The 25165-nt window shown below is 62.4% G+C and carries 24 protein-coding genes; 12 read left to right on the top strand and 12 right to left on the bottom strand.

Features of this window, described 5'->3' with window-relative positions; translation table 11 throughout:
• Nucleotides 1-59: 59 nt before the first annotated feature.
• The 3 genes from mlaD to ACUN9V_RS02885 are packed head-to-tail and all read right to left on the bottom strand — an operon-like array spanning nucleotide 60 to nucleotide 2112.
• Nucleotides 60-521 carry an outer membrane lipid asymmetry maintenance protein MlaD gene (gene mlaD / locus ACUN9V_RS02895; RefSeq protein ID WP_075563112.1) on the bottom strand — a complete coding sequence of 154 codons (462 nt, stop codon included), beginning with the start codon at nucleotides 519-521 and terminating at the stop codon, nucleotides 60-62.
• Nucleotides 518-1300 carry a lipid asymmetry maintenance ABC transporter permease subunit MlaE gene (mlaE, locus tag ACUN9V_RS02890; RefSeq protein ID WP_075563111.1) on the bottom strand — a complete coding sequence of 261 codons (783 nt, stop codon included), beginning with the start codon at nucleotides 1298-1300 and terminating at the stop codon, nucleotides 518-520. Before mlaE ends, mlaD begins: the two co-directional genes overlap by 4 nt.
• Nucleotides 1297-2112 (bottom strand): ATP-binding cassette domain-containing protein, encoded by an 816-nt coding sequence (locus ACUN9V_RS02885; protein WP_110693212.1) that lies wholly within the window; start codon nucleotides 2110-2112, stop codon nucleotides 1297-1299. Before ACUN9V_RS02885 ends, mlaE begins: the two co-directional genes overlap by 4 nt.
• A 211-nt stretch (nucleotides 2113-2323) precedes the next feature.
• On the opposite strand from ACUN9V_RS02885, the gene ACUN9V_RS02880 reads away from it, so the two are divergent.
• The 11 genes from ACUN9V_RS02880 to ACUN9V_RS02830 all read left to right on the top strand — a co-directional run bounded on the left by ACUN9V_RS02880 (nucleotide 2324) and on the right by ACUN9V_RS02830 (nucleotide 11244).
• Nucleotides 2324-3334 carry a KpsF/GutQ family sugar-phosphate isomerase gene (locus ACUN9V_RS02880; protein WP_445510265.1) on the top strand — a complete coding sequence of 337 codons (1011 nt, stop codon included), beginning with the start codon at nucleotides 2324-2326 and terminating at the stop codon, nucleotides 3332-3334.
• A gap of 259 nt (nucleotides 3335-3593) precedes the next feature.
• Nucleotides 3594-4205 (top strand): LPS export ABC transporter periplasmic protein LptC, encoded by a 612-nt coding sequence (lptC, locus tag ACUN9V_RS02875; RefSeq protein ID WP_445510264.1) that lies wholly within the window; start codon nucleotides 3594-3596, stop codon nucleotides 4203-4205.
• Complete coding sequence (gene lptA, locus ACUN9V_RS02870) at nucleotides 4202-4732, top strand: lipopolysaccharide transport periplasmic protein LptA (RefSeq protein ID WP_075563107.1); 531 nt, start codon at nucleotides 4202-4204, stop codon at nucleotides 4730-4732. Before lptC ends, lptA begins: the two co-directional genes overlap by 4 nt.
• 131 nt (nucleotides 4733-4863) lie before the next feature.
• Nucleotides 4864-5589: an LPS export ABC transporter ATP-binding protein gene (gene lptB / locus ACUN9V_RS02865; RefSeq protein WP_075563106.1), complete on the top strand. Its 726-nt coding sequence runs from the start codon at nucleotides 4864-4866 to the stop codon at nucleotides 5587-5589.
• A 137-nt stretch (nucleotides 5590-5726) separates the two neighbouring features.
• Nucleotides 5727-7178, top strand: a complete 1452-nt coding sequence (locus ACUN9V_RS02860) for an RNA polymerase factor sigma-54 (protein ID WP_110693214.1) — start codon at nucleotides 5727-5729, stop codon at nucleotides 7176-7178.
• Nucleotides 7179-7296: 118 nt separating this feature from the next.
• On the top strand, nucleotides 7297-7605 hold the full coding sequence (hpf, locus tag ACUN9V_RS02855; RefSeq protein WP_075563104.1) for a ribosome hibernation-promoting factor, HPF/YfiA family: 309 nt from the start codon (nucleotides 7297-7299) through the stop codon (nucleotides 7603-7605).
• 9 nt (nucleotides 7606-7614) lie between these two features.
• Complete coding sequence (locus tag ACUN9V_RS02850) at nucleotides 7615-8091, top strand: PTS sugar transporter subunit IIA (protein WP_075563174.1); 477 nt, start codon at nucleotides 7615-7617, stop codon at nucleotides 8089-8091.
• A gap of 17 nt (nucleotides 8092-8108) precedes the next feature.
• Nucleotides 8109-9050, top strand: coding sequence for an RNase adapter RapZ (gene rapZ / locus ACUN9V_RS02845; RefSeq protein ID WP_445510263.1), 942 nt, complete (start codon nucleotides 8109-8111; stop codon nucleotides 9048-9050).
• The gene (locus tag ACUN9V_RS02840) at nucleotides 9037-9306 is read left to right on the top strand and encodes an HPr family phosphocarrier protein (RefSeq protein ID WP_445510262.1); all 270 of its coding nucleotides are present in this window, start codon (nucleotides 9037-9039) and stop codon (nucleotides 9304-9306) included. Before rapZ ends, ACUN9V_RS02840 begins: the two co-directional genes overlap by 14 nt.
• A gap of 110 nt (nucleotides 9307-9416) precedes the next feature.
• A complete protein-coding gene (gene mgtE, locus ACUN9V_RS02835; protein WP_445510261.1) occupies nucleotides 9417-10772 on the top strand; it encodes a magnesium transporter in 1356 nt (451 codons plus the stop codon).
• An 82-nt stretch (nucleotides 10773-10854) separates the two neighbouring features.
• Nucleotides 10855-11244: an acyl-CoA thioesterase gene (locus tag ACUN9V_RS02830; RefSeq protein ID WP_075563100.1), complete on the top strand. Its 390-nt coding sequence runs from the start codon at nucleotides 10855-10857 to the stop codon at nucleotides 11242-11244.
• A 196-nt stretch (nucleotides 11245-11440) separates the two neighbouring features.
• On the opposite strand, the gene pmbA is transcribed toward ACUN9V_RS02830, so the two are convergent.
• Entirely contained in the window at nucleotides 11441-12781 is a 1341-nt protein-coding gene (gene pmbA, locus ACUN9V_RS02825; protein ID WP_445510260.1) for a metalloprotease PmbA, read from the bottom strand.
• Between the two features lie 221 nt (nucleotides 12782-13002).
• Here pmbA and yjgA point away from each other — a divergent pair, with 221 nt between their 5' ends.
• Nucleotides 13003-13518: a ribosome biogenesis factor YjgA gene (yjgA, locus tag ACUN9V_RS02820; protein ID WP_439284950.1), complete on the top strand. Its 516-nt coding sequence runs from the start codon at nucleotides 13003-13005 to the stop codon at nucleotides 13516-13518.
• A 148-nt stretch (nucleotides 13519-13666) separates the two neighbouring features.
• Here yjgA and tldD read toward each other — a convergent pair whose 3' ends face one another.
• From tldD to ACUN9V_RS02780, 8 genes are all read right to left on the bottom strand, one after another.
• Nucleotides 13667-15130 carry a metalloprotease TldD gene (gene tldD / locus ACUN9V_RS02815; protein WP_445510259.1) on the bottom strand — a complete coding sequence of 488 codons (1464 nt, stop codon included), beginning with the start codon at nucleotides 15128-15130 and terminating at the stop codon, nucleotides 13667-13669.
• A gap of 258 nt (nucleotides 15131-15388) precedes the next feature.
• Entirely contained in the window at nucleotides 15389-15637 is a 249-nt protein-coding gene (locus ACUN9V_RS02810) for a hypothetical protein (RefSeq protein WP_439284946.1), read from the bottom strand.
• 282 nt (nucleotides 15638-15919) lie between these two features.
• Nucleotides 15920-19990 (bottom strand): YhdP family phospholipid transporter, encoded by a 4071-nt coding sequence (locus ACUN9V_RS02805; protein ID WP_445510258.1) that lies wholly within the window; start codon nucleotides 19988-19990, stop codon nucleotides 15920-15922.
• Nucleotides 19991-19994: 4 nt separating this feature from the next.
• A complete protein-coding gene (gene rng, locus ACUN9V_RS02800) occupies nucleotides 19995-21470 on the bottom strand; it encodes a ribonuclease G (RefSeq protein ID WP_075563094.1) in 1476 nt (491 codons plus the stop codon).
• 122 nt (nucleotides 21471-21592) lie between these two features.
• Nucleotides 21593-22180 carry a Maf family protein gene (locus tag ACUN9V_RS02795; protein WP_439284942.1) on the bottom strand — a complete coding sequence of 196 codons (588 nt, stop codon included), beginning with the start codon at nucleotides 22178-22180 and terminating at the stop codon, nucleotides 21593-21595.
• 68 nt (nucleotides 22181-22248) lie between these two features.
• Nucleotides 22249-22728, bottom strand: coding sequence for a rod shape-determining protein MreD (mreD, locus tag ACUN9V_RS02790; protein WP_075563092.1), 480 nt, complete (start codon nucleotides 22726-22728; stop codon nucleotides 22249-22251).
• Between the two features lie 2 nt (nucleotides 22729-22730).
• Nucleotides 22731-23702 (bottom strand): rod shape-determining protein MreC, encoded by a 972-nt coding sequence (mreC, locus tag ACUN9V_RS02785; RefSeq protein ID WP_280951141.1) that lies wholly within the window; start codon nucleotides 23700-23702, stop codon nucleotides 22731-22733.
• Between the two features lie 57 nt (nucleotides 23703-23759).
• The gene (locus tag ACUN9V_RS02780; RefSeq protein ID WP_071232911.1) at nucleotides 23760-24797 is read right to left on the bottom strand and encodes a rod shape-determining protein; all 1038 of its coding nucleotides are present in this window, start codon (nucleotides 24795-24797) and stop codon (nucleotides 23760-23762) included.
• Between the last annotated feature and the right edge of the window lie 368 nt (nucleotides 24798-25165).

The raw sequence follows: 25165 nt of genomic DNA, 5'->3' as shown, positions 1-25165 counted from the left end.
GTTACGTGCAGACATCATTTTCATCATCGACTCCTTGTCTACGATCTCGATCTATCGACTTATTTGGACATATTGGACACGAACTGCTGGATGAGTTCCTCCAGCACCAGCGCCTGCTGAGTATCGTGGATGACATCCCCGTCATGCAGCATATCGGGCGCCCCGCCCACGGTCAGGCCGATGTACTGCTCTCCCAGCAACCCCGAGGTCAGGATCGCCGCCGTGGTGTCGTTGGAGAGCTTGCCGTCGTACTTCGAATCCAGCTGCATGGTGACCTTGGCATCGAACCACTTGGGATCGAGCTGGATATCGGTCACCTCGCCGATGCGTACGCCGGACATGGTGACCTTGGCCTGGGGCCGCAATCCGCCGATGTTGGCGAAGTTCGCACTCAGCGTGATGGTATCGTTGGGCATTCCCACGCCCAGGCCACTGACCCTGAGACCCAGGAACACCAGACCCAGAATGCCTGCCAGCATGAAAATGCCGACGCCCAGTTCCAGCAAATTATTGCGCTTCATCCTAGATCTCCAAACATCAACGCGGTGAGCACGAAATCGAGGCCCAATACCGCCAGCGAGGCGTATACCACCGTCCGGGTGGTCGCGCGCGAAATACCTTCCGAGGTGGGAACCAGGTCGTAACCCTGGAACACTGCGATCCAGGTCACGACCAGACCGAATACCAGGCTCTTGATCACACCATTGAGAACGTCATCGACGAAGTCGACGCTGTCCTGCATGTTGCTCCAGTAGGAACCCTTGTAGACACCCAGCCAATCGACGCCGACCAGATATCCCCCCCAGATACCGACCACGCCAAAGAGAACGGTCAGGATCGGCAACGAGATGAAACCGGCCCAGAACCGCGGGGCGACGATACGCCGCAGCGGATCGACACCGATCATCTCCATGCTGGTGAGCTGTTCGGTGGCCTTCATCAAACCAATCTCGGCCGTCAGCGCGGAGCCCGCGCGGCCGGCGAACAGCAGCGCAGCGACCACCGGCGCCAATTCCCGGACCAGCGACAGCGCGACCATCTGGCCCAGAGCCTCGTCCGCCCCGAAACTCACCAGAATGGTGAAGCCCTGCAGCGCCAGCACCATTCCGATGAACAGTCCCGACACCAGCACGATCGCTACCGACATCACGCCAACGAAATGCATCTGGCGAAGCCAGAGATGAAAACCCTCGCGGGAAGGCAGGCAAAAGATCGACTGGATCAGGAACAGACCGGCTCGACCGATCGTGCTCAAGGTGTCGAGGGTGGCCCGACCCAGCGCGGCGATATATCGCGTCATGAGAACTGCCCTGCCGGCGCCAGAATGTCGTCGAAGAAATCCGGAGCCGGATAGTGAAACGGCACCGGCCCGTCGGGCTCGCCATGTACGAACTGCTTTACATGGGCATCGTCATTGACGTTGAGTGTCTGGGGAGTGCCATGCGCCATGACCCGGCCGTCGGCGATGATATAGACGTAATCCGCGATCGACAGTGTCTCCTTGATGTCGTGGGACACCATTACAGCAGTCAATCCGAGGGCCTGATTGACCTTCTTGACCAGCTGCACCAGCACACCCATCGAGATCGGATCCTGACCCACGAACGGCTCGTCGTAGAGCACCAGCTCGGGGTCCAGCGCCACCGCTCGCGCCAGCGCGACACGCCGGGCCATGCCGCCGGACAACTCGGACGGCATCAGATGCCGCGCACCCCGCAACCCCACCGCCTGCAGCTTCATCAACACGATGTCACGAATCATCGCGTTGGGTAGTTCGGTATGAACCCGAAGCGGAAACGCGACGTTCTCGAACACGTCAAGGTCGGAGAACAGGGCGCCACTCTGGAACAGCATGCCCATCCGGCGACGCAGCGTGAACAGCGAACGCCGGGGAAGTTGGTGTACGTCCTGGCCGTCGATGAGGACCTGCCCTCGATCCGGCACCAGCTGCCCCCCGATCAACTTCAACAGGGTAGTCTTGCCGGTTCCGCTGGGCCCCATGATAGCGGTTATCTTGCCGAGCGGAATCTGCAGATCGACACCGCGAAAAATGTCAGTGTTGCCGCGGGAAAAGTGCAGATCCTTGACCTCGACCATAATCGGGTCATCCATGCAGCATCCACCAGTTCAGTGAGATTGATTATCGAACATTGTATCCTAACCTAACCGGCAGCGACCAGCCGTCACTCGACGACGACAAGACCCGCCACCGTTCCGGGGACGAATCCCCGCCCAAACGAAGGTATACTCTCTATCCTTTGCATCGCCTTTGAAGAATCGATCCGAGTGTGATGCTTTCCATACCACGACCGATATGCATGCCATGACCGAATCCCGAACCGCTTCCGCCGAGACGCCGAGCGAACCCGCAGGGCTGGACTTTCGCGCCAGCGCCAGACGTACGCTGACGCTGGAACAGCAGGCCATCGGCGAACTGGTCGAGAAACTCGACGACTCTTTCGACGCGGCCTGCCGGCTACTGCTCGACTGCCGCGGGCGCCTGATCGTGACCGGCATGGGCAAGTCAGGTCACATCGCCCGCAAGATGGCAGCAACACTGGCCAGCACCGGCTCTCCGGCTTTCTACGTTCATCCCGGCGAAGCCAGTCACGGCGACCTTGGCATGATCACCGGCGAGGACGTCGTCATTGCCCTGTCCAATTCGGGCGAGACCCAGGAAATCACCGGCCTGCTGCCGCTGTTCAAACGCCTCGGCGCACCGCTGGTCAGTCTGACCGGCCGGCCGGCCTCCACGCTGGCCCGCTACAGTGACGTGCATATCGATGTCGGCGTTTCTCGCGAAGCCTGCCCCCACGATCTGGCGCCAACTTCGTCCACGACCGCCGCCCTGGCCATGGGCGATGCGCTGGCGTTGGCACTGCTCGAGTCCCGTGGATTCAGTGCCGAGGACTTTGCGCTTTCCCATCCCGGCGGCACGCTCGGCAAACGTCTGTTACTGCGGGTCGCCGATCTCATGCACGACGGCAACCGCCTGCCTCGCGTCGCCACTGGCAGCCCGCTGAGAGAAGCACTGCTCGAGATGACACTCAAGGGCATGGGCTTTACCTGCGTCGTCGATGAACACGGCGTGCTCGCCGGTGTCTATACCGACGGTGATCTCCGTCGAACGCTCGATCAGCGCGGCGATTTCACGCTGCTCCGGGTCGACGACGTCATGACTCGCGGCGGCAAGACGGCGACACCGGAGATGCTGGCTGCCGAAGCGGTGCGGATCATGGAAGACAACCGTATCACCGCGCTGGCCGTGGTCGAGAACGGTATTCCGGTCGGCGCGCTGCACATGCATGATCTGCTGAGAAGCGGCGTGATCTGAACTACGCGGCGTCAAGACCATGCGGCGTCAAAGCGCGGAGGACCCGCCGAGCGCGTCGCCCATTCGGGCATCTATCGCACCATCTATCGAGCCATCTATCGAATCATGGACCCAAGCGTAGATCATCAGGTCGATCACGACACCGATCAGAGCATCGACAAGCGCCGATCATTGCCGCTCGATGAATGCACGCTCGACGAATACGACCGCTATCCTAGATAGCCGATCATGATCCAATCGACCCACACGAGGAGAATCCGTGGCCAAGACGACCCGATTTCAGTCTCCCTGGTGGCGCCGCCTCGGCCTGCTGGTACTGTTGCTGGCACTGGGGGGTGGCTTGACCTATCTGGACCAGCGCGGGGACAACGATAGCGGAGAAACTCTCGGCAATACCGCGGGCGAACCCGATTACTACCTCGAGGATGCCAGCATGACCCGCTACGACGAGCAGGGCCGTGCCTACCAACGGCTGGAAACGCCTCGCCTGGTGCATACCCCGGCCGATGACATCATTCGCACCCAGACCCCTCATGGCTACCTGACCGATGACCAGCAGCGCCAGTGGCAGGTGACCAGTGACACGGGCATCATGAATCGTAGCGGCGAGCAGTTGACGCTGGAAGGCGACGCGCGCCTGGTACAGCCGGAACAGGCCTGGAGCCTGGAGACCCGGACGCTGCATTACGACAGCCGCAAGGCGCATGTCTGGAGTGACACATCCGCCGTGTTGCGTCAGCATGACCAGAGCATGCGTGGCGACCGCTTCGATGCCTGGATCGATGAAGATCGTATGCGCCTGACCGACAACGTGCAGGGTCGCCTGCCACAGCAATCCCAGTCACAGCAACCCAAGGATCAAGGATCATGAGGCGAGAACTCGGCCAACTTCTGGTGCTGACGACGCTGGGCATCGCAAGCTTCTCGGCGAACGCGCTGGAAAGCGACGCCAGCGCGCCGATCGAGATCGCGGCGGACCAGCTCGATATCGATGACCGTCAAGGTACCGCCGTCTACACCGGCGGTGTCGACATGCAGCAGGGCAGCATGCATCTCAAGGCTGCGCGGGTCGATATCCAGCGCGCCGACAACGGTCAGGTCGGCCAGGTCACCGCCAAGGGCGGGGGCAGCGAGCGCGCCTATCTCGAACAGAAGCCGGGGGCCGACCAGGAACTGGTCAAGGGCTGGGGCGATACCGTGGTCTATCACGCCGCAGAACGGCGGGTGGAGCTGATCGGTAACGCCGAACTGCACCAGGGCGGCGATACTTTCGACGGTGCCTACGTCGAGTACTATCTCGACTCACGCCGCGTCCAGGCTCGCGCCAGCCAGGACAGCGACGGCAACAGCGACGGCCGCGTCCGCATGACGCTGACCCCGCGCGAATCGTCCCAATAGCACCTCGACCGCGCCCGGATCCCGAGGGTGCTCGAGACCTGATTTCGAAGTGAGCGGGCCAGATGCCGATCTCCGTCGCGATCGCGACGGTCTGCTCTGCCCCGCGTTGTGCCGTGACAAGGAACGACCGAATGAAAACGCTGACGGCCGCCAATCTGGCCAAGAGCTACAAGGGACGCCGCGTCGTCCATGATTTCAGCCTGACCCTGCGTCAGGGCAGCATCGTTGGCCTGCTGGGCCCCAATGGGGCCGGCAAGACCACGTCTTTCTACATGATCGTCGGCTTGGTCAAGGCGGATGCGGGAAGCGTCCATATCGACGATCACGACCTCAGTCGCGCCCCGATGCACGACCGCGCCCGCGCCGGTATCGGCTATCTGCCGCAGGAGGCCTCGATCTTTCGCAAGCTGAGCGTGGCCGACAACATCATGGCCATCCTCGAGACCCGCAAGGATCTGGACCGCGCCGGACGCCGCCATCATCTCGAGCAGTTGCTCAACGATTTTCATATCGACCACATCCGTGACAACCTCGGCATGAGCCTGTCCGGTGGCGAACGTCGCCGCGTGGAAATCGCCCGGGCACTGGCTACCGAGCCCGCCTTCGTGCTGCTCGACGAACCCTTTGCCGGTGTCGATCCGATTTCGGTCGGCGATATCAAACGTATCGTCCGCCAGCTTCGTGACCGCGAAATCGGCGTGCTGATCACCGATCACAATGTGCGCGAAACGCTCGATATCTGCGATAACGCCTATATCGTCGGCGATGGCCAGATCATCGCGGAAGGTCGTCCGGACGCCATTCTCGACAATCAGCGCGTGCGTGACGTCTATCTGGGCCACGAGTTCCGGCTATGACCGCCTTGCGAACCGGCACCAACTGATGCGAGCCACTGGCATGTTTCTTGCATCGTTTTCCTGCATAAGTCGTTGCACGCCACCCGATCAGTCAGTAACGTAGTCCCCTTCTCGTTGATTGTGACGATCGCCTCACCATGTCCATGAAGCCCTCGCTGCAACTTAGAGTCGGCACGCAGTTGACCATGACGCCTCAGCTTCAGCAGGCGATTCAACTCCTGCAGCTGTCGACGCTCGACCTTTGCCAGGAGATCCAGCAAGCCCTCGAATCCAATCCGATGCTGGAGCTGGAAGAGCCCTATTCCGAAGAGCCCTGTTCCGAAGAAGAGTCTCAGGAAGCGCCCGAGGACGAATGGGCAAGCGATATTCCCGACCAACTGGCGCTCGACAGCGACTGGAGCGACACCTACCAGGATGCCAACGCGGGCTCGCTCAGTGGCAACGGCAGTAGCAGCGAAGACGCGCCGGATTTCGACCGCAATGCAATCGCCACCAGCCTGCACGACCATCTGTCATGGCAACTGGCGATGGGGGATTTCGACGGCCGCGAGCGCGAGCTGGGCGAATGCCTGATCGACGCCATCGGTGACGACGGCTATCTCACCGGCTCACTCGACGAGCTCGCCGCCGGCCTCCGAGCCCAGCGCGGCGAAAGCGTCAGCACGGCGGACCTCGAGCATGTCCTGATGCGGGTACAGCAGTTCGATCCCACCGGGGTCGGCGCCCGCGATCTGCGCGAATGCCTGCTGCTTCAGCTCGGCGCGCTGGCGAGCGAAACGCCGCTGCTGCCCCAGGCCAAGCGGCTGGTACGTCAGTTTCTGGAGGCACTGGCCGGCAACGACCGACGCCTGCTCATGCGGCGCCTGCGCCTGGAAGAAGACGAACTCGACTGCGTCATCGCCTTGATTCGCACGCTCGAACCCCGCCCGGGGCAGCGCTTCGATACCAGTCGCGACCACTACGTGATTCCCGATCTCGTCGCCACGCCCTCCCCCGAGGGCTGGCGTATCGAACTCAACGCCGAATCGCTGCCGCGCCTGCGCATCCAGCCGGACTACGCAGCGCTGATCAAACGCGCCGACAAGAGCGACGACAACACCTTCCTGCGTCAGCACCTCCAGGAGGCCCGCTGGCTGCTCAAGAGCCTCTCCAGCCGCAACGACACCCTATTGCGCGTCGGCCGCGAGATCATGTCGCGTCAGGTCGATTTCCTCGCCCACGGCGAGGAAGCCATGAAACCGCTGATCTTGGCCGACATCGCCGGCAGCGTCGAACTGCATGAATCGACGATTTCCCGCGTCACCACCCAGAAATACATCCACACGCCTCGCGGCGTCTTCGAATTGAAGTACTTCTTCTCGAGTCAGGTCGGTGGCCAGCGAAGCGATGGCGACAGTTATTCGAGTACCGCGATTCGCGCCCGACTCAAGAAGCTGATCGGCGAGGAGCCACCGCGAAAGCCGCTCTCGGACAGCAAACTGGTCGAATTGCTGGCCCAGTCGGAAATCTGCGTCGCCCGGCGGACCGTGGCCAAATATCGTGAAGCCATGGGCATTCCCTCCTCCAGCGAACGCAAACGTCTGGCTTGAGTCCGAGCGGAAGATCAACCAACGCTCGCCAATCTACGTCAGATCGATCACGATGACTTTGCAGTGCCCTGAAAAGGGTTACAATCCGAAGTGCCATCTGCCGCAACAGGAGCGTGCCATGCAAGTGAACGTTACCGGCCACCACGTCGAGCTGACCGACGCCCTACGGGACTATGTTGGAGAGAAGCTCGTTCGTTTGGAGCGTCACTACGACAACATCACCAATGTTCAGGTCACCCTGAGTGTCGAGAAGGAGCGTCAACAGGCTGCCTGTACCCTGCATGCCGCTGGCGCCGATCTACACGCCGAGGCTAGCGAAACCGACATGTACGCCGCCATCGATTCGCTGGCCGACAAACTCGACCGTCAACTGGTCAAACACAAAGAGAAGGCACAAGCCCGCGCCCAAGGCGCTGGCGCCCGTTAACGCCTGATGATGACACTGGAAAGCATTCTGCCCCCCGAACGTACCCTTTACGGGGTCACGGGGGGCAGCAAAAAACGTCTGCTGGAATTCTTCAGCACCTTCATCGCCCAAAACACACCCAGCCTGGATAGCCAGGAAGTTTTCAGTCGTCTGATCGGCCGCGAGCGGCTGGGCAGCACGGGAATCGGTCACGGCGTTGCCATCCCTCATGCGCGCAGCCCTCACTGCAAGGTGCCGGTGGCCGGTTTCATGCGCCTGGAGGATGCGATCGACTTCGATGCGATCGATGGCGAACCGGTCGACCTGGTGTTCGTACTGCTGGTGCCGGAAGAGGCCGATGAAGCCCATCTCTCGCTGTTGGCAGAAGTCGCCGGCATCATGAGCCAGAGCAGCGTCCGCCAGCAGTTGCGTCAGGTCGAGACGCAGGCCGCGCTGCACGATGCGCTGGTCGACGCCATCCGCCATCACAGCAGCGACGACGGTTAAATCAGGACGGACAAACCATGCAGCTCGTCATCATCACCGGCCTCTCGGGATCGGGAAAATCGATCGCCTTGCAGGCGCTGGAAGATCTGGGCTACTACGCCATCGACAACCTTCCGGCCAATCTGCTGGCGCCGCTGATCGACGAGCTGCGCGGCGCGCCGCCCTCGCGGTCCAATGTTGCGGTCAGCATCGATGCCCGTAACCTCCCGGAGTCGCTAGAGCGCTTTCCGGGCCTGCTGGAGGCGGTGCGCGAGCGCGGCATCGACACTCAGGTCGTCTATCTGACCGCCGATGCCAAGATCCTGCTCGAGCGCTACTCGGCCACCCGTCGACGCCATCCGCTGACTCGCGGTAACGACATGACGCTGGCCGAGGCCATCGATCACGAGCAGGAGTATCTCGCACCGATTCGCCGCATGGCCGACCTAGTGATCGACACCCGCGGATTATCGGTACACGACCTACGGGGGCGGATCAGCGAACAGGTCGCCAGCCACCGCGGCGGACGCCTGACCCTGACCTTCGAGTCTTTCGGTTTCAAACGCGGCGTGCCGCTGGATGCCGACATGGTGTTCGATGCACGCTGTCTGCCCAACCCGTTCTGGGATCCCGGCCTTCGCACCTACGACGGCCGCGACCAACCGGTCATCGAATTTCTGGAGTCCTATCCCGACGTTCACGCCATGGCCGACGACATTCACGCCTGGCTCGATCGCTGGTTACCGGCCTACCTGGCCAGTCATCGCAGCTACCTGACGCTGGCGATCGGCTGTACAGGGGGCCAGCATCGTTCGGTCTATCTGATCGAGCGGCTGGCTCACCATTTCCATCATGAAGCCGTCGATACCCGGCTTCGTCATCGCGAGCTCGGTATTCATACCGAACTCTCGACGGCGTCGGTATCGCTGGCTGCGCCGTCAAATGAGGCAGGATCATCCGAGCACGATGCCAACACGTGAACTTCGTCTGACCAACCGCCGCGGGTTGCATGCCCGGGCCGCCACCAAGCTGGTGCAGTGCTGCCAGCCGTTCTCCGTTCGCGTCGCCATCCACCATGGCGAACGCCGCGCGGACGCCGCCAACATCATGTCCCTGTTGATGCTCGCCGCCCCCTGCGGTACCGAATTGACCGTGGTAACCGACGGCGACGAGGAAGAGGCTGCCATGGAGGCGATCGTCGCGCTGTTCGAGGCGCGTTTTCACGAGTACGAATAGCGCTCACGCTTCCGACCCATTCGTGAACAGTGTTCTACATCCTCGTCATTTTTTTCGACGATGGTAGAATGCTCATCCTACCGCCAGTCGCTCAAGGATGACCGTTCAGGATGAGCACCAATCCCGAAAAACTGCAGCCTCGGCTGGCCAAGCTCAACGAAGCCCTCGAAAGCGGCGCACTGGACCAGGCCAGGCGCATGCTTAATCGGGGGCTGGCGCCGGTAGACGTCGCGCATCTGCTGGAGTCCACGCCGCCCAAGGAACGCGAGATCCTGTGGGGTTTGCTGGATCCCGACCTCCACGGCGATGTGCTGCAGTATCTGGGCGATGACGTCCAGATCGAATTCCTCAACCGCATGGACGCGGAACAGCTGCTGACGGCCACCGAAGGTCTCGATGTCGACGATCTCGCCGACCTGCTGCAGCAACTTCCCAACACCGTCATCCAGGAAGTCCTCCAGTCGATGGAGGCACAGGAGCGCCAGCGGGTCGAGGCCGTCCTCTCCTATCCCGAGGATACCGCCGGCGGCTTGATGAACCCGGACGCGATCACGATCCGCCCGGACATCACGCTGGATGTGGTGCTGCGCTATTTGCGCCGCCACGAGCGCCTGCCCGATGCCACGGATACGCTGCTGGTGGTCACGCGTCGCGACGAGCTGATCGGCATTCTATCGCTCAACCGCCTGCTGGTATCGGACGTTTCGGTGCTGGTGCGTGAGGTCATGGAGACCGACTTTCACGCGATCCAGGCCATCGCGTCGGACGCCGACGTCGCCACCCTGTTCCAGAAGCACGATCTGATATCGGCGCCGGTGGTCGGTATCGACGGCAAGCTGCTCGGCCGCATCACTATCGATGACGTGGTCGACGTCATCCGCGAGGACGCCGAGCACCAGGTCATGAGCATGGCGGGTCTGGACGAAGACGAGGACACCTTCGCGCCAGCACTGAGAACCAGCCGCCGACGCGCGGTCTGGCTGGGCATCAACCTGCTCGCCGCGACCATCGTTTCCATCGCCATCGGCTTCTTCGAAGATACGATTCAGCAGATCGCCGCGCTCGCCGTGTTGATGCCGATCGTCTCCAGCATGGGCGGCATCGCCGGCTCCCAGACCCTGACCGTGATGATTCGCGGCATCGCGCTCGGCCACGTCTCCGGCGCCAACGTTCGTTGGCTGTTGGTTCGCGAGCTGCTCGTCGGCATGACCAATGGCCTGATCTGGGCGGTCGTCGTGGGGACGATGTCGGTGTTTCGCTTCGACGACATTCGGCTGGGCGAGATCATCGCCATGGCGATGGTGATCAATCTGACCGTCGCGACCCTCGCCGGCACGTTGATCCCGGTGCTGCTCAAGAAGTTCAAGATCGACCCGGCGCTCTCCGGCGGCGTCCTGCTGACCACCATCACCGATGTCGTGGGCTTCGTCGCCTTCCTGGGACTGGCAACCGTATTTTATCTGTAAAGGCAAGATAGCGAAGCCTCTCGAAGAGACCGAGACGCGCCAGCTGCCAGAGCGTGCCAGCTATCGAAAACAGGAGATGCCGATGAACTTCCATACCCGCAAGTGGATCAAACCCGAAGATCTCAATCCCAACGGATCGCTATTCGGCGGCAGTCTGTTGCGGTGGATCGACGAAGAGGCCGCGATCTACGCCATCATTCAGCTGGGTAACGCCCAGGTGGTGACCAAATACATCTCGGAGATCAACTTCGTCTCCAGCGCCCGCCAGGGCGACATCATCGAGCTCGGCATCACTGCCACCCATTTTGGCACTAGTTCGATCACGCTGGAGTGCCACGTTCGCAACAAGATCACGCGCAAGAGCATCCTGACGATCGACAGAATGGTCTTCGTCAATTTAGGCGAGGATGGGACGCCGGCAGCTCACGGGCGCACCGAGATCACCTATATCAAGGACCGCTTCGACGCCTGAGGCCGCAAGCCGCCGGCTTCTGCCAGAAAAAAACGTCAGCGACGGCGTCGCTGACGTTTTTTTCGTAGCTCGTAGCTCGTAGCTCGTAGCTCGTAGCTCGTAGCTCGTAGCTCGTAGCTCGTAGCTCGTAGCTCGTAGCTCGTAGCTCGTAGCTCGTAGCTCGTAGCTCGTAGCTCGTAGCTCGTAGCTCCAGCCTCTACTGCCCCGCGATCGTCATCGAATCGAGCAGCCAGCTGCCGGTCTGGATGCTGCCGCGCCGATCGATGTCATCGCCGATCCCCTGCAGGCCGGCAAACATGTCGCGCAGGTTGCCTGCCACCGTGAACTCCTCGACAGGGTGGGATATCCGGCCATTCTCGATCCAGAAGCCGGCCGCACCGCGCGAATAGTCACCGGTCACCGGATTGAGGCCTTGCCCCATCATCTCGGTCACCAGAATGCCCGTGCCCATCTGCTGCATCAGACTCTCCAGCGGCGTCGTCGGCGCCTGAATGCGCACGTTGCGCGCTCCGCCCGCGTTGCCGGTGGTCTCAAGCCCCAGCCGGCGAGCGCTGTAAGCCGACAGCATGTAGCTCGCCAGCTTGCCGCGATCGATGAACACGTTGTCGCGGGTGGCCACGCCGTCGCCATCGAACGCCGCGCTCGCCATGCCACCGATCTCTTGCGGATGCTCGCCCAGCGAAAACCACTCGGGGAACAGCGTCTCGCCCAGTTGATCGCAGAGAAACGAGGACTCCCGGTAAAGCGCGCCCCCGGCGATGCTGTTGAGTAGATTGCCGACCAGACTGCGTGCCATGTCCGGTGCCAGCAGTACCGGTAGTCGCCCGGTCTTCGGCCGCTGGCCGCCCAGGCGGCGTAGCGTGCGTTCCGCCGCGCTGATGCCCACCGATTCCGGGCTTGCCAGATCGGCAGACTTGCGCGCGGTAGTGAAATCATGATCGCGCTGCATGGCGTCGCCGCTGCCGCCGATCAGCAGGCAGGAGAGCGAATGTCGCGTCCCCCGCTTGCTGCCGAGGAAGCCATGGCTGTTGGCATACACCGTCACCACCTCGGAGGAAGAGAGGCTCGCTCCTTCGGAGTTGGTTATCCCGGGCCGCTCGCGTCCGGCGTTTTCGCAACGCAGCGCCAGCTCGATCGCCTCGTCGGTGCTCAGCGCCCACGGGTGATGCAGATCCAGATCCGACAAGTCGGTTGCCATCAGCCGGGCGTCGGCTAGGCCCGAGGCCGGATCTTCGCCGGTGTAACGCGCGATCGAGATCGCCTTTTCGACGACTGCGCGAAGGGACGCATCGCCGGCATCCGACGACAACGCATTGCCCTTGCGATTGCCGACGTAGACCGTGACCGCGATACCCTGATCGCGAGACAGCTCCACGGTTTCGGTCTCGCCGAGACGTACGCTCACGCCCAGGCCCTGATCGACACTGGCGCCGACCTCGCAGGCATCCGCGCCCATCTGTGCGGCAAGGTCCAACGCCATGCTGGCACGCTCTTCGAGACGCGACTGCTGCGCCTCGGCATTGAAGGCTTGGCTCATCTCAAACTCCTGATTCGTAAAACTCGGATCATAGACATCACAGTCAAAAACCTGATCGAAAAACGGGTCGGACGACGGCGACAATCACAGCGTTTCCGGTCAGGAAGACCTCGGCCAGCGACGCCATCAGCACGGATTCGCGCATCGAACGGACGCCAGACGTGGGCGAGCCGGATCACGCTGATATACTGCGGCTCTCATTCGTCGCCAGGGTCAAGATCATGGGTAGAAAATCGGACAACGACACGCCTTTCGAGGATGACGTGCCGCCCAGCAGAAGCCAGCTCAAACGCGAGATGCAGGAGCTACAGGCGCTGGGCGAACGCATCATCGCGCTGGACCCCGCCGTCCGAGCCCGGCTGCCGCTTTCCGACGACATGCGCGAGGCCGTCGAGGAGACCGGTCGCGTTCGCTCCCACGAAGGCCGGCGCCGCCACATGCAGTATGTGGGCAAGGTCATGCGCAAGGAGGATCGCGATGCGATCCGGGCAGCGTTCGAAGAGATCGACAATGAACACGTCCAGCGCAACGCTGCCTTCCACCGGCTCGAACAGCAGCGCGATCGGCTGATCGAAGACGACGAAGCGCTCGAACCGTTCATCGAAGCGCACCCCCAGGTCGATCGCCAGGCCCTGCGCCAGCTGATTCGCAACGCCCGTAGCGAAAAACAGCGTGGCAAGCCGCCCGCCAGTTCGCGCAAGCTGTTCCAGCTGATCCGCGATACCGCCGGCCTTTGATCTTTCCGTGACGCCTTCACTGTGCGGCGCGGCCGGGCAATGGCCAGGCTAGGCGAAAACCGACAAGGCAGCGGAATTGATGGGTTATCGATGAGCATGCCGATGCCGGTTGTCGACGCCGCATGGCCGAAGCGCAGGCCCGCCGAGGTCAGGACGCCGTCCCCCCGACCGTGATCTCGTCGAGCTTCAGTGTCGGCTGGCCCACGCCGACCGGCACGCCCTGCCCCTCCTTGCCGCAGACCCCGATACCGGTGTCCAGCGCCATGTCGTTGCCGATCATCGAAACGCGCGACATCGCCTCGGGGCCATTGCCGATCAGCGTGGCACCCTTGACCGGCGCGGTGATCCTGCCGTCCTCGATCAGATACGCTTCGGATGCCGAGAACACGAACTTGCCCGAGGTGATGTCAACCTGACCGCCACCGAAACTGACCGCATAGATGCCTTTCTTGACGCTCCTGACGATATCTTCCGGATCGTCGTTCCCCGCCAGCATCAAGGTGTTGGTCATGCGCGGCATGGTGACATGCGCGTAGGATTCGCGCCGCGCGTTGCCGGTGGGCTTCATGCCCATCAGCCGCGCATTGAGCTTGTCCTGCATGTAGCCGGTCAGAATGCCGTCTTCGATCAGCGGCGTGTACTGGCCCGGCGTTCCCTCGTCGTCGACGCTGAGCGAGCCGCGACAGTCGCTGAGCGTGGCGTCGTCAACGACGGTGACGCCCTTGGCGGCGACCTGCTCGCCCAGACGCCCGGCAAAGGACGAGCTGCCCTTGCGGTTGAAATCGCCCTCGAGCCCGTGACCCACCGCTTCGTGCAGGAGAATGCCGGGCCAGCCGTTGGCCAGTACCACCGGCATCTGCCCCGCCGGCGCGGCCACGGCATCGATATTCACCAGCGCCTGGCGCACGGCTTCTCTGGCGTAGGTGTCGGCAACGTTCTCATCGCGCAGCCGTTCCATCGAATAGCGGCCGCCGCCACCGGCACTGCCGCGCTCACGGCGCCCCTCCTTGGCCACGATCACGTTGACATTGAAACGCACCAGCGGGCGAATATCCGCCGCGAGCGTACCGTCGCTGGCGCACACCAGCACCACTTCGTGCACGCCGGTCAACGAGGCGCTGACCTGGGTCACCGAAGGGTCGGCGGCACGGGCCACGCGATCCGCCTGCTTGAGCATGGCGATCTTGTCCTCGGCACTCAGCCCGTTCAGCGGATCGATACCCTGGTAACGCGACGTCGCCGTCGCGAGCTGAATCGGCATCGGCTTACGCCGGTCACCGCTGCGGGCAATACCCGAAGCCGTACGCCCGGTATCCAGCAATGCATCCTGGCTGATCTGGCTGGAATAGGCGAAACCGGTTTTCTCGCCGGAGAGCGAACGCACCCCTACACCGCCGTCGATGCTGTAGCTGGCATCCTTGACCTCGCCATCTTCCAGCACCCACATCTCGTGCCAGGTGCGCTGAAAGAAGAGATCGGCATAGTCGATGCCGGCGCCCATGGCGTGGCCCAGGCCGACATCCAGCGATCCTACGTCGAGCCCGCCGGGGGCCAGCAACAGCGCCGATGCCTGCTTGAGAGCGTCACCACTCATCGTTCCAGTAGAATTCATACCGTTCTGATTTCCTTTGCTTTTTAGTGCGACTTTCCACCTTTTCAGGCCTGAATGAACATTACTCCAGGCTTCTAAGGTATTACCGCACCAGACTGACGATAGATGGTGCCAGCGTATCCCAAACGCAAGGGGTACGGACAGAACGGGACCAGTGAGAAATGCGTTTCGCTCAAGAATGCTGACACAAAAAACCCGCTATTGAGCGGGCTAGAAAATCAGAACCAGAATAACGTTCCCAAAATGATCGGATGAATATTATTCCTTCATATCCTCAACAATGGCTTTGATTCTGCTTTCGGCCTCTGTTTCGTCATCCTCTTCCTTCAGAATATAGTGGAGACGAATCGTGGAATGTTCTTCAGTCTTGCCCGGTTCCGCTGTCGATGACGATGTCGATATTCCGCCAACATGAGCATGAACGCCCAACTCTGCCTGAATACGGCTAACGAGCTTTTCTGCATCGATTTTGGTGTCTTCGATCGTGAAACTGTGGGTATTCGCCATGGCGCGCTCACCTTATCCGGTGTTGAGAACTCTAGCTTTCACGGTCATTCCTTTCACTATCCAACATAGGGCATGGGCTCGAACCTGTCATCTCTGGTCAAAAATCGACTTTATACCCATTGGAAAAATGAAATCGAATGACCAACGCTAACTCGGCGCGTTTCCATGGATGTGCACTCAAAATCAAGGCTCTCGATAGAAGACGCTCAAAGAGACACCTGCCCGTCCATTAGTCGTAAATCGGTACCCACGAAAAAGTCACATGATATCGGGTCATGACGATCATTGGGCACTTTCCAGGTCGATGTTCGGCGAGGACCAGGGGCCCTCGATGCGATAGTAGATCTGGGTGACGCGATCCAGCCAGCGGCCGAAAAGCTGGTCGAACACGAACAGGCCGATACCGACCTGCGGCGCCCCAACCATGACCGCCACCAGCGGGAGGTTCTGACTCACCGGAACGGTAATTCCGAGGCGCTGATCCAGGGTCTGGCGATTCAGATCGACGCTACCGGCAAGGGTAAACCGCGTCGCCGTGCCGTCTATCACGATCGGCCCTTCGGTCTGCAACCTTCCGTTGTACAGGGTCGCGCTGCCGTCAAGCCGTTTGTAAGAGGTCCCGCCGTCGGTCACGTCGGAAAAATCCAGCTGCAGGCGACGCAGGATATTGTCCAGATTGAAAAGCCCCACCAGCTTGGCACCGGAAGAATGGATCTGTCGAAGTCGGCCGTTTTCCATTGTCGTCTGAACTCGACCGGTCGACAGCGGCAGTGCGAATTGCCAAGGCGCTCCCGGCCAGGAGAGCTGCAGATCGCCCTTGGCGCTTTCGCTGGTGATCGGCACCTGCTGATCCATCACGCGGAATGCGCTACCGACGTCACCGCCGCTGGCATGCAGCTGGGCCCGGCTCAGACTGGCATCACCGGCGGCTTGCCACTCCAGCGAGCCCGCCAGATTCAGCTCACCCAGCGACAAGGTCAACGGATCGACGGTGAGCTGACGATCATCGGCTTTCCAGGTCGCTTCGAGCGGACCGAAGCGCTGGCCCTGACGCTCGAACTCCGCGACACGCACGTGCCCTGCCGGCACCTGGGCCAGCTCCTTGGGCAGCGCGACCGGATGCGGCGCGGTCTCGATCTCGTCCATTAGACTCGCGGTCGGGCTCTCGTCACCATCGTCCTGCTTCGGCGTCAGCGCATCGAGGTTGAGACGCTGCAGGTCGACATCGATCGGCATCGCCGCCTTCGGTTGCCAGCTCGCCTTACCGGCGGCGATCTCGCCATCGAGGGAGAGTCGCCAGCCGCTCGCCAGCGGCGAGGCATCGGCCTGCAATCCGCCCAGACAGCGCCCTTCGACCAGGATGCACGGCGTCGACAACGCCACCCGCTTGAGACCGCCACCGTCCTTTACCGGCTTCGCCTCGGGATCGCCGACGTCGTCTTCGAGAGTCGTTCCCACGTTGCTCTCCACGGTAGACGACGAATCGTCAGCCTCGAGCTCGCTCAGGGCCTTGACCCAGCGCTGCGTATCGACACGATCCGGACGCCACAACACGTACCAGCCGGGTTCACTGGGCCAGGCCGCCTGTTCGCCCGGCCATCCTTCCAACCAGACCTGACCCTGGGCCTGATCCTCGAGCGTGCGCCAGCGCGCATGTCCCCAACTGCCCAGCGTCACCGTCCCGGTCCCCGCCGCGATATCGGCGTCGATTGCCAATGCCTCTTTATCTTCGGGGGGCTTGCCGAACGGCGGTGGCAACGCGATACCCAGACTCTGCAGATTGCTGCGCAGCGACAGGCTGGCGTTGTTCTCGGCATCGAGCGTCAGGTCCGCCTGATACGGAAAGAAACCACTCAGCAGACCGCCGACGCGAGACATGCCCGCCCAGTCGAGCAGCCCACGCCCCAACGCTCTCCCTTCGAAAGCGATGCCGCTGGCGCCGGACTGATAGTCACCGATATTGAAGTGAGCCGACACCGGACCCTCGAAAGCTCGCGCGCCCATATCACCCGTGACATAGTCCTCGCCGTTCTTGCGCCGATAGCGCAAATCGCCGTTGACGCCGCCGAGGGTCAACTGGAGCTCGGGAAACGTCAGCGACTCCGCGTCGACCTGGCCTTGGACATCGACCACCATGTCGGTCTCGATATCGCTATCGTCGTCCATCGGCATCGCGATATGCAGCTTGGCGTCGACGTCGCCGTCGCTCTCCCAGCGGCCGAACGTATCGCTCATCGAGTCCAGCGGCGCCTGGGCGAGGAAATCGAGTACACCAGCAGTACTGCCGCCGACATCACCGTTGACCGTCAACTGCTTGTCGGCAAGCGTGACGGTGGCGTCCCGCGTGGTCAGACCGTGGCTGGTGGCATGGGTGATATCGGCATCCAGGTCCATGTTGTTCATCTGTAGATGACCGTAGACCCGCTCCAGCGCCGGCCAGTCCGGGTCGTACTGCAGGCGACCGTCGGCGACATCCAGCGACAGCGTGAAGTAATCCTCGGGGTTGACGAACATCTGGCCCTCCGGCGCTTCCTTGTCGCTCAGCGTGACCGACAGTCCCAGCTTGCCCTGCTTGACGATGCCGCCGATGTCGCCGCTGAACCATTCGCGCAGCTTTTTATCGTCGATCACTCGGGTCGGCAGCCAGGAGAGCACCCGTGAATTTCGCGCGTCGGCATTGGCAATGGAGAGATCGAGGATGAAGGTACCCGGCTTGTCCTGGGCATCGTAGAGCGTCAGCCCGAATCGCCCTTCGGCGCTGGCGCCGCGCCACCCCGCCTTCAGATTCTCGCCGCTGATCACCGCACCCTGCCGGGTCAGTTCGAAATCGATCTCGCCACTGGCGTGGGAGAGAGCCAGCGGATCGGCATAGACGGAAGGGATCGCAAACCGGGCGCCCTCGCCACCGACGAAAGAGACCGTTCCGCCCTGTCCCTGATAGACGACCCAGGCGTCGGCCGGCCCGCCACCGGGGATTTCGTTCCAGGCCGTCAGCGAGACACCTTCCAGCGCGCTCTGGGCATACCACTCGCCGTCATCCTGCCCCACTTCCAGACCGGCGACGTGGCCTCGGGGATCGAGCTGAATCAGCGTCTGCGATAGTTCGAACGGCAGAGGTAGATAGCGCAGATAGTCGGTCATCCCGGCCAGATCGAAAGGCGCGCTTCGCAGCCACCAGCCGTTCTCCGTGGACTGCGCCTGCAATTGCTGCGGCCAGTCGATCGCCGCCAGACCGGTGTGCGAGAGCCGCAAGTCATTCAGCCAGGCCTGCCACTGATCATCGCGGTTTCGGTCGAGGTGGGCATCGAATCCCAGCTGCGTCAGCGTCTCGGATATCTCGTTACGACTGTCGATCACCCGCAGACGAGGCACGTCCACGGACAGGCGAGCGTTACGCGGGCCGCCGTCTCGCCACTCTCCTGCCAGCGAGACCTGCCCGTCGATCTCGCCCAGCGCCTTGGGCAGGCCCGAACTCAACACTGCCAGCGACGGCGACAGTGCGGCCAGATCGAACTCGGCGGCAAGATGAGCATCGGGGTGATGTCCGCTAGCCCCGGCAGCGGTTGGCGCGCCGTTGTCTGCACTGTCGCTTTCACCACCACCGCTTTCATTACTGCCGCTTTCATTACTGCCGCTTTCATTACTGCCGCTTTCACTCGGGTCGGTTTCATCACCCCTTTCGATCGTCAGATGCAGTCGCCCCGCCTTCTCGTTGTCGGCGGCCAGAGTCGCCTGGATCGAGGCCTGACCGTTTCGACTGGCGAGCGTCAGCTGGGGCAGTGACACCGCCGCCTGGTTACGGTTGCCGTGCAGGACCAGCGTGACATTCTCGAGCTGCGCCTGCTGGCGCAGCAGCGTTCGCAGCCAGCCATCGACATCAAGGGGGGATTGCGAGGAATCGGCATCGTCGCGCCCGCCGAACCAGCGACTGCCGGCACCGTCGGGCCAGCCCCAGCGGCCATCGGCGCCCTGGTAGAGGTGGAGCGTCAAGCCGTCGACCTCACCGCCGCGAACCACCGGGGCGCCCAGCCGCCAGCTGGAGAGCGTGTCGAGACGCCCGGCGGCATGATCGAGCTCGAGCAGCGCCTGGCCCTCGCGGCTATCGAGGCGGAAGTCGTCCAGCGTCAGACGAGGATTGCCACGATTCACCGCGAGGGCCAGATGGCCGAGCTCGGCCTGCGCTTCGAGCTGGTCTTCCAACGTCGAGGTCAGCCAGGGACTCAGCCGGTCGATCTGACACGCGGCAAGACGCACCCCAGTCGAGAGCACGGCGATGACGATGGCAACGAGGGCGACCAGCGTCAGCAGCCAGCGCACCGTCATACGTAAACGAGTGATCGGCGGACGACTCATCGGCTCACATCAGTACGATATCGTACTGTTCCTGGGAATAGTGGGCCTCGACCTGGAATCGAATGGTCTTGCCGATGAAGGACTCGAGGTCAGCCACGGCGGAAGACTCTTCGTCGAGCAGGCGGTCGACCACCGACTGCGACGCCAGCACCATGTAGGTCTCCGGCGAATAGGCCCGCTCTTCGCGGAGAATTTCGCGGAAGATTTCATAGCAGATCGTCTCCGGCGTCTTCAGCGAGCCGCGCCCCAGGCAGGTGGGACAGGCCTCGCACAGCGTCTGCTCCAGACTCTCGCGCGTGCGTTTGCGGGTCAGCTGCACCAGGCCCAGTTCGGTGACGCCGGTCAGCTTGTTCTTGGCGTGATCCCGCTCCAGCGACTTCTCGAGCACCCGCAGCACCTGGCGCTGATGCTCGAGCTCCTCCATGTCGATGAAATCGATGATGATGATGCCGCCCAGATTGCGCAGCCGCAGCTGTCGGGCGATGGCCGTGGCGGCCTCGAGGTTGGTCTTGAAGATCGTCTCTTCGAGATTGCGATGCCCGACGTAGCCACCGGTATTGACGTCGATGGTGGTCATCGCCTCGGTCTGATCGATGACCAGGTAGCCCCCGGACTTGAGCTGAACCTTGCGACCCAGCGCCTTCTGGATCTCGTCTTCGACGCTGTAGAGATCGAAGATCGGACGCTCCCCGGGATAATACTCGATGCGCGATTCCATGGTCGGCATGAACTCCCGGGCGAACTCCTTGAGCTTGAAGTAGTTCTCGCGGGAGTCGATGCGCACCTTCTCGATCTGATCGCGCATCACGTCGCGCAGGGTGCGGATGAACAGCGGCAGGTCGTCGTAGATCGGCGTGGTTATCGGGGCGGTGATTCGCCGCTCGGAGACTTTCTGCCACAGCCGCTGCAGAAAGACCATGTCGGCGAAGAGCTCTTCCCGGCCGACGCCCTCCGCGGCGGTACGGATGATGAATCCTCCCCGCTCTTCGCCCGGCAACTCGGCCTGACCGCTTTCGACCAGCGACTTGAGTCGCTCGCGTTCGCCGTCATCCTCGATCCGCTGGGAGACGCCAACGTGGGGGGAATCCGGCATGTAGACCAGATAGCGGGACGGGATCGAGAGATGCGTGGTCAGCCGCGCGCCCTTGGACCCGATCGGATCCTTGGTCACCTGGACCACCAATGGCTGCCCGGCGTGCAACAGATGGCTGATCGACGCCGGCTCATCGCGCATCGAATCATGCGAGGCGTCGGGCGGCAGGACTTCGTTGACGTGTATAAACGCGGCTCGCTCGAGCCCGATATCGATGAACGCGGCCTGCATACCCGGGAGGACCCGCACCACCTTGCCCTTGTAGATATTGCCGACGATGCCGCGGCGTCGGCTACGCTCGATGAAGGCCTCCTGCAGCACGCCGTTTTCCACCACGGCGACCCGTGTCTCCATCGGCGTCAGATTGATCAGTACCTCACCGCTCATGCAGGCATCCTTGTGGCGAGTGGTTCGAGCGCATCGGCAACACCCCTGACGGGCGAACGGAGCAGCGAGGAGTATGGCACAGCCCCCGCCTCACTCATAAAAAGTGCTTCTTGAACGCCGTTTCACAACGCGCCATCCCACACTGCCACACCTTGCGCGCGCAGCAGCGGCGCCGTTTCGTAAAGTGGCAGTCCGACAACGGCGGAGTAGCTACCTTCGAGGCGTTCGACGAATATCGCCGCACGACCCTGGACCGCATATCCGCCGGCCTTGTCTGCCGGCTCTCCGGTCGCCCAGTAGGCGGCCATCTCCCCGTCATCGATCCGACGCATGAACACCTGCGTGGCGACCCGGCATTCGCGCACACCGTGGGCACCGATGACTGCCACCGCCGACAGCACGAGATGGCTTCGGCCGGACAGCGCCGTCAGCATCTCGCGGGCATGCGCTTCATCACGCGGCTTGCCGAAAATAGCGCCATCGCAGACGACCACGGTATCCGCCCCCAGCGTGGGCAGCGCGCTTTCCCGGTGTCCCGCTTCGGCCTTCTCGCGGGCCAGGCGGGAAACGAAATGCTCGGGCGACTCTCCTTCCAGACAGGACTCATCGATATCCGCGGGGGCGATCTCGACCGCCACCCCGATCGACGCCAGCAGTTCAAGTCGCCGTGGCGAAGCCGATGCCAGCCGCAGTGTTGGCGCAGCTTCCATGGATCGTCTCCTGATCAGTCACAAGGCACCAGCGCCATACGCCGGCGAGTTTCCTGAAGCGGGCGCCCCTAGCCGATACCGAGACGACGCCTGACCACCTGCATCATGGTGTAGAGCCACGGCCACAATAGCGAGCCGATCAGCGCCGGCAGCAGAAATTCGAGGCTCAGGGAGATAGGGCCATAAATCGTGCGCAACCACTGCTCGATCAGTTGCGCAATGCCCAGCAGGATGAAGACCAGTACCGCCTGCTGCCAGATCGAGTAGACCCGGAAGCGCTGGTACAACAGCAGGAAGAGATACGCGAGCAGCGACAGCACCAAGGCATTCTGTCCCAGCGGCGCGCCCTCGATCAGATCGAGCATCAACCCCAGCACGAAGCCATGGAGAACGCCCACGCGCTGCGGGGTCACCACGCACCAGTAGGCCAGCAGCACGCCCAGCCAGTCCGGCCGCCAGACCAGCCAGGCATCCGGCAGGGGCATCACCTGCAGACAAAGCGCCAGCAGCAGCGTGAACCAGACAAAGAGATAACCGAACGGGCCCATGCCTACTCCTGTTCCTCGGACTGCAGGGTCAGCGCCGCGGTCAGCGCGTCTTCACTGATGCGGTTGATAGCCGGATGCCCGGGATCACCGGGCCATACCACCTGACGCGCCATCCGCTCCGGACCGCTCAGGTTTTCGTCGGGTTTTTCGGGAGGGAACAGCAGCAGGAAGTAACGCGAACGTTCCGGCTGGGCAATCGGCTCGGCCGCTACTTCCATGAACGCCTGACTCGACTCGCGCTTGACGCTCTTGACCCGCGCCACCGGGTAGCCCTGCGGGAAGCGCCCGCCCAGCCCGGAAGTCACCAGCAGATCGCCTTCGCGAATATCTGCCGTGGCCGGCACGCTGGGGATATTGAGGGTGTCCAGCTGGCCCGTGCCCTGGGCGATGAAACGCAGACCATTGCGATTGATCTCGACCGGTACGGCGTGGTTCGCGTCCGCCACCATCAGCACCCGACTGGTGTAAGCCGAAACCGAGACCACCTGCCCGATCAGGCCCGAGGCGTCCATTACCGGCTGGCCAATGTAGACGCTGTCGCGCCGGCCGCGGTTGATCACCATCTGCTGTGTGAACGGATCGGAATCCAGCGACAGCAGCTGAGCGGTGATATAGGGCACATCGGCGGGATTGGGCGCGTTGAGCAGTTCGCGCAGATGGATGTTCTCGGCGGTCAGGCTCGCCATGCGCTGGACACGGTTGGAAAGCGTCAGCAATTGCTCGCGCAGCCGACCGTTCTCGTCGATCAGCGTCTGCTGGTCGGAGATCGCCATGGCGCTCCAGCGCACCCCTTCGCTGGGCAGCGCCACCAGCCACTGGATCGGCGCCACCACCGAGGTCATATGGGAGCGCGCCGTCTCCACCGCGCTGAAGCGGTGTTCGGCAAACATGAGCGCGAACGCCAGCACCGCACACAACAGCATGCGGTACGTGGGTATCGGACCGTAGGAAAACAGCGGTTTGATAGGCCTCACCCCCACCTACCGAGGACGAAGGAAGCCGCGTGGCGACCTCATCCGTCGCGGCGGGCCTCAATCGCTGGAGAGCAGCTCGAAAGTATGCTGGTCGATCATCTCGAGTGCCTTGCCGCCGCCACGTGCCACGCAGGTCAGCGGATCTTCGGCGATGATGACCGGCAGGCCCGTTTCCTCGGCGATCAGCTTGTCGATGTCGCGCAGCAGCGCGCCGCCACCGGTCAACACCAGACCGCGCTCGGCGATGTCGGAGGCAAGTTCCGGCGGAGACTGCTCGAGTGCACTCTTGACGGCCGTGACAATGGACGCCAGCGGCTCCTGCAGCGCATCGAGAATCTCGTGGGAGTTGAGCGTGAAACTGCGCGGAATCCCTTCGGCCAGGTTGCGCCCGCGCACGTCGATCTCGCGCAGCTCGCCACCCGGGTAGGCGCAGCCTACCTCCTCCTTGATCCGCTCCGCCGTGGCTTCGCCGATCAGGCTGCCGTAGTGGCGACGCACGTAGGAAGTGATGGCCTCGTCGAAGCGATCCCCACCCACGCGAACGGATTCGGAGTAGACGACACCGTTGAGCGAGATGATCGCGATTTCGGTGGTACCGCCACCGATGTCGACGACCATCGACCCCTGAGCCTCTTCGACCGGCAGACCGGCGCCGATCGCGGCTGCCATCGGCTCCTCGATCAAATAGACGTCGCGAGCGCCAGCACCTTCGGCGGACTCCTTGATCGCACGGCGTTCGACCTGCGTCGACATGCAGGGAACGCAGACCAGCACGCGCGGACTCGGCGTCAGGAAAGTGCTCTGATGAACCTTGCGAATGAAATGCTGCAGCATCTGTTCGGTAACGGTGAAATCAGCAATCACGCCATCCTTCATCGGACGGATAGCGGTAATGTTACCGGGCGTGCGCCCCAGCATTCTTTTGGCGTCGAGGCCGACAGCCGCAACGCTGCGCATGTTGCCGGATTGACGAATCGCCACAACGGAGGGTTCGTCCAGGACGATACCGCGACCGCGGACGTAAATCAGCGTGTTGGCGGTCCCCAGATCGATCGAAAGATCGCTCGAGAACAGCCCCCGTAAACGTTTAAACATGGAAACTTTTACCTAGTGCAGACCGGAACCCTGTGCGGACGCAAACGGTATCACCGTGGGGGGTAAGCAGCAAGCGCGAGCCTGCCAGATGGGGCGTTAATATGATAATGTCTCATCCATTTGCTGCCTGGCGAATTTGCCCTGGTCAGATTTGTCGTGACGGCGTTCGTGCGGCTTGCCGTCATCGACTGGTCGTAACGCACCATTTGCAACGACTGGTTTGCAACTGATGGGTTGTCACGAACGGGTTGCCGCGAACGGATCGCCACGGCCTCAGCACGACACCACTTTCTTTCCGCGACGAACGTGACTGAAACGGATGCTCGAACGTAGCGTCCTCGGCCTCAAGACACGTTGTCCCCCATGAG

It is taken from the genome of Salinicola sp. V024, from assembly GCF_052645315.1.
Note: the sequence above shows the minus strand (reverse complement) of the source record. Positions and strands in the feature narration are given on the sequence as shown.

What these genes read in the sequence shown, in the direction of transcription:
- ACUN9V_RS02860 (WP_110693214.1), top strand. Translation starts at nt 5,727, where the DNA reads ATGTCCATGAAGCCCTCGCTGCAACTTAGAGTCGGCACGCAGTTGACC.
- rapZ (WP_445510263.1), top strand. Translation starts at nt 8,109, where the DNA reads ATGCAGCTCGTCATCATCACCGGCCTCTCGGGATCGGGAAAATCGATC.
- yjgA (WP_439284950.1), top strand. Translation starts at nt 13,003, where the DNA reads ATGGGTAGAAAATCGGACAACGACACGCCTTTCGAGGATGACGTGCCG.
- ACUN9V_RS02885 (WP_110693212.1), bottom strand. Translation starts at nt 2,112, where the DNA reads ATGGATGACCCGATTATGGTCGAGGTCAAGGATCTGCACTTTTCCCGC.
- lptA (WP_075563107.1), top strand. Translation starts at nt 4,202, where the DNA reads ATGAGGCGAGAACTCGGCCAACTTCTGGTGCTGACGACGCTGGGCATC.
- ACUN9V_RS02805 (WP_445510258.1), bottom strand. Translation starts at nt 19,990, where the DNA reads ATGAGTCGTCCGCCGATCACTCGTTTACGTATGACGGTGCGCTGGCTG.
- ACUN9V_RS02850 (WP_075563174.1), top strand. Translation starts at nt 7,615, where the DNA reads ATGACACTGGAAAGCATTCTGCCCCCCGAACGTACCCTTTACGGGGTC.
- mreD (WP_075563092.1), bottom strand. Translation starts at nt 22,728, where the DNA reads ATGGGCCCGTTCGGTTATCTCTTTGTCTGGTTCACGCTGCTGCTGGCG.
- ACUN9V_RS02830 (WP_075563100.1), top strand. Translation starts at nt 10,855, where the DNA reads ATGAACTTCCATACCCGCAAGTGGATCAAACCCGAAGATCTCAATCCC.
- ACUN9V_RS02880 (WP_445510265.1), top strand. Translation starts at nt 2,324, where the DNA reads ATGACCGAATCCCGAACCGCTTCCGCCGAGACGCCGAGCGAACCCGCA.
- pmbA (WP_445510260.1), bottom strand. Translation starts at nt 12,781, where the DNA reads ATGAGCCAAGCCTTCAATGCCGAGGCGCAGCAGTCGCGTCTCGAAGAG.
- mlaD (WP_075563112.1), bottom strand. Translation starts at nt 521, where the DNA reads ATGAAGCGCAATAATTTGCTGGAACTGGGCGTCGGCATTTTCATGCTG.
- ACUN9V_RS02840 (WP_445510262.1), top strand. Translation starts at nt 9,037, where the DNA reads ATGCCAACACGTGAACTTCGTCTGACCAACCGCCGCGGGTTGCATGCC.
- lptB (WP_075563106.1), top strand. Translation starts at nt 4,864, where the DNA reads ATGAAAACGCTGACGGCCGCCAATCTGGCCAAGAGCTACAAGGGACGC.
- mlaE (WP_075563111.1), bottom strand. Translation starts at nt 1,300, where the DNA reads ATGACGCGATATATCGCCGCGCTGGGTCGGGCCACCCTCGACACCTTG.
- tldD (WP_445510259.1), bottom strand. Translation starts at nt 15,130, where the DNA reads ATGAATTCTACTGGAACGATGAGTGGTGACGCTCTCAAGCAGGCATCG.
- ACUN9V_RS02780 (WP_071232911.1), bottom strand. Translation starts at nt 24,797, where the DNA reads ATGTTTAAACGTTTACGGGGGCTGTTCTCGAGCGATCTTTCGATCGAT.
- hpf (WP_075563104.1), top strand. Translation starts at nt 7,297, where the DNA reads ATGCAAGTGAACGTTACCGGCCACCACGTCGAGCTGACCGACGCCCTA.
- rng (WP_075563094.1), bottom strand. Translation starts at nt 21,470, where the DNA reads ATGAGCGGTGAGGTACTGATCAATCTGACGCCGATGGAGACACGGGTC.
- ACUN9V_RS02810 (WP_439284946.1), bottom strand. Translation starts at nt 15,637, where the DNA reads ATGGCGAATACCCACAGTTTCACGATCGAAGACACCAAAATCGATGCA.
- mgtE (WP_445510261.1), top strand. Translation starts at nt 9,417, where the DNA reads ATGAGCACCAATCCCGAAAAACTGCAGCCTCGGCTGGCCAAGCTCAAC.
- ACUN9V_RS02795 (WP_439284942.1), bottom strand. Translation starts at nt 22,180, where the DNA reads ATGGAAGCTGCGCCAACACTGCGGCTGGCATCGGCTTCGCCACGGCGA.